The sequence below is a fragment of the Novipirellula sp. genome, from assembly GCF_041583735.1.
Lineage (GTDB): Bacteria > Planctomycetota > Planctomycetia > Pirellulales > Pirellulaceae > Novipirellula.
In genome coordinates this window covers 1-3,342 of record NZ_JBFHFD010000809.1, presented here as the reverse complement: position 1 = coordinate 3,342, position 3,342 = coordinate 1, and the positions used below count along the sequence as shown (strand labels likewise).

Annotated in this window: 1 protein-coding gene; it reads right to left on the bottom strand. The window is 54.4% G+C overall.

The genetic code is table 11. The features are described 5' to 3' along the window. Positions 1-326 precede the first annotated feature (326 nt). On the bottom strand, positions 327-3,342 hold a 3,016-nt coding region (locus ABX962_RS33070), incomplete at its 5' end, for a PVC-type heme-binding CxxCH protein (RefSeq protein ID WP_372725951.1).

The following is a 3,342-nucleotide window of genomic DNA, read 5'->3' as shown; positions in this document are numbered from 1 at the left end:
CAGTACACCCTGATCGCTACGCAGCATCACCAACTTTCCCGCCTGGTAAGTGGTCACGAGCAGCGTCATGCCCAACTGGTCCAACAAGTCAGGGAAATTCGAGGTGTGAACCGAGCGCAGACCCGCGTCGTGTTTGTCGATCGAGTTCGGTGGAATGTCGGTCACCGCAGCCATGGTTCCAAGAGAGAATGTAGTGGACGAGGCAACGAGTCCCATCGCCTTCATCCGATCCAAAGGACACGTAGCCTCGTCCACTACGGCAAAAGCCGCCAATCGTTGTTCCGGCGTACCTAATTCAATTCCATACGCCGAGAACTCGCGGCACGTTACTTCTGGCTAACCGCGCCGGATGCGGGCAAACGGCGACCGTAAAAGACGGCTTGATCCAAATGGAATGTGCCACCGTGTTCGAGGCCTAGCTTGATGAACTGAGCTTGGGTTCCTGCAGGCAAATCAAACGACCACTTCGCTTGCGGTTGCTCGCTTGTCCAAACTTTGGTCCACGCTTGTCCGTCGTTGCTGGTCCACATCGCAAGCCCTTTCGCACGGCTGTGAAATTCAGCAGTGCGTCGATTGGTCAATTCCACGTGACGTACTTCCGACGGCGAGGCCAGCCGAATGACCATCATCGTGTCTTCGGGCTTGGCACCCTCACGCGAGTGAAACGCAAAGTCAAACTCGGTTGGCGATTTGCCACTCATGAACGACGATGCGCCGCCAGAGTATCGGCTTTGAAAATCGGCTCCGAGCTTGAGCTGAGCATCGCGAGAAATCTCTTCGAATTCGCCATACTTTCTCAGTTTCATTTCGCTGTTTGGATCCGTGGAAATCCATCCGTCGGTTAAGAAAACAATCAGATCCAAGAACTCGCCTGGCGAAATCGTTTCCAGCAATCCTTCGGGCATACTACTGGCCTTCATCTCCTTGCGAATTTCGATCTCTTCTTTATCGATCTTCTCGATTTTGCCATTGGCAATCCCCAGCGTCAGCGTCTCTTCGTCTTCGGCAAGAATGAACCCGGCGAACGGTTGTCCGTCATAGGTCAAAATTTGCACGGTTTCGAAACCCTTCGAGATCTCTTCGTTGGGCCAGATGACCGAGCGAATGATCTGTTCGCGCGACATCCGGCTGCCGACATCGGTCAACTTAGGTCCAAACTCTTTGCCAAGTTCGCCATGCAAGTGACATGCAGCACAGGTTCGCTCGAACACCTTGGCCCCGTTTTGGACACTACCGCCGCCGGCGGCAACCAATTTCTCGAGTGCCTTGTTGTGATCGGCCTTTTTGTCGGGATTCATCAACGTTCGCAGCGGAACGTAGATGTCGCGTCCCGGACCAGTAGAATGTTGATAATCCCGCAGCACCTTTTGCGATTCCGGCGACAAACTCGCCAAGTACTCGGGGTCCTTGGTCGCCTTTTCCCAAACCGGTTGCAGGGCTTGCAGCGTATGTTCGAACACATAGTCAATCCACTGGTCGCGTGGGTTCTCATAAATCCGCAAGGCGATTTCCACGGCTTCGATTGTCTCTTGGAAACTGATCGCCCGCAGCGTTTCGAGACGAACACGAGGATGTGCATCGACAATCGATCGACGCAAAATTTCGTTGGGATTGTCCATCCATTCCCATTGGTTACCGACCACGTGAATGGCGGCGCTGCGAGCATGGAAGTCATCGCTGTTCATAATTCGGTTGACCAATTCGGAGTCGACCCGATGAAAGAACTCTTGCAACCACAGCACTTCGCACATTTTCATCGGATCGGTCGAATCGCCGAGCCAAGCGGCGGCCTTGGTCAACACTTCATTTTCATCGCGGTCGTGCAGTGCACGGCGGACGCGATAACGAGTGCGAAGTTCGTAGGTATCGAGTTGATCAAGCAGTTCCTCAACACTTTTGCCCGCTTGCAGCACAGGTTCGATGAGAGGTTTTTTGTTGTAAACCATCCGGTAGATGCGGCCGTGCTCGTGATCGCGGTTCGGGTCACGCTGCGAATATTGCATGTGTCCGATCAACGCATTGCACCAATCGCCGAACCAAACCGCACCGTCCGGGCCCACTTTGGGATCGACGGGGCGAAAGAACATATCGGTCGACGAAAGCAAATCTTCGATTCGTTTGCCAGTCAAACCGGCGGTGCCCGGTTCGTCTTCGATCGTGAATTTGGGCATCCCGTGCATGTTGATCACACAGGCATAGATAAAGTGATCGTGATAGGACTCAGGAAAATGACGCGACGTTAGAAACTCGCTGCCCACCGCCGGACGCATTCCTTCGTTATTGAAAATCGGTTGCACGCTGCTTCGCGAACGAACCGCTGCACCCGATAACAGACTTGCCCAGTGCTGTTGAGCGCCGGTACCGTCACCGATCACCCCCATGCCCCATTTATCGAACACGAGGCACCACGGGTTTCCATACGCCGGGGTACGGAAATGGCGGATTTGCAGCGATTCGAGATCCCATACGTACGAACCCGACGGGCCATGATTGCGGAAAGGGCCCCACGGCGTTTCCAAGGTCGTCGACATCGAAACGCCTTCTTGCATGTACAGCAAACCGCCATGCGAAAATTCCCAAGCGCCCATCGTATGATGGGTGTCATCGGTCGCCAGCCCGTCGAGCACATGAACCACTTCGTCCGCCTTGTCGTCGCCATCGGTGTCCTTCAAATGAATGATCCGTGGCTCGTCCACGACCAGCACACCGCCGTCATAGAACTCGAATCCGGTCGGGCAAATTAGCTTGTCGTAAAACGTCGTGCATTTGTCCGCTTTGCCGTCGCCGTCGGTGTCTTCCAAGATTAGCAACCGGTCGCTCGGGCGTGATGAACCGGGCAACCACTGCGGATAATTCACCATACATGAAACCCACAATCGGCCTTTTTCATCAAAGGCAATTTGGGTGGGGTTTGCCAATTCAGGAAATTCGCGTTCCGAAGCAAACAACTCGATGCGGAAATCCTCAGGCACGTTCATCTGAGAAATCGATTCTTCGGGCGTGGGATACTCGAGCGTCGTTGGCTCACGCATCTTGCGGAAGTTCTCGTCACGCGAACCGAACATGGTTTCCGGAGTAAACACTTCGCCAGTTCCCGAATCATCGGGGTTATCGGCAACCGGCCGTCCCGCGGCGATGTCCCAAACGTAGGAATCGCGAACGTCGACCATCTGTCGAATTTTGCGGAACTCGGTCGGGAAGGTCTCGGTATCCCAAGTTCGGCGACCGCCGTAGACATACCAACCGTTCAGCATGCGGTAGTCTTGAGAATGCAGCCATGATTTGTCATTAATCGCGGTGCGAAGTTTTTCCTTGCGAGCGGGGTCAACGCTTGGCAGTGGT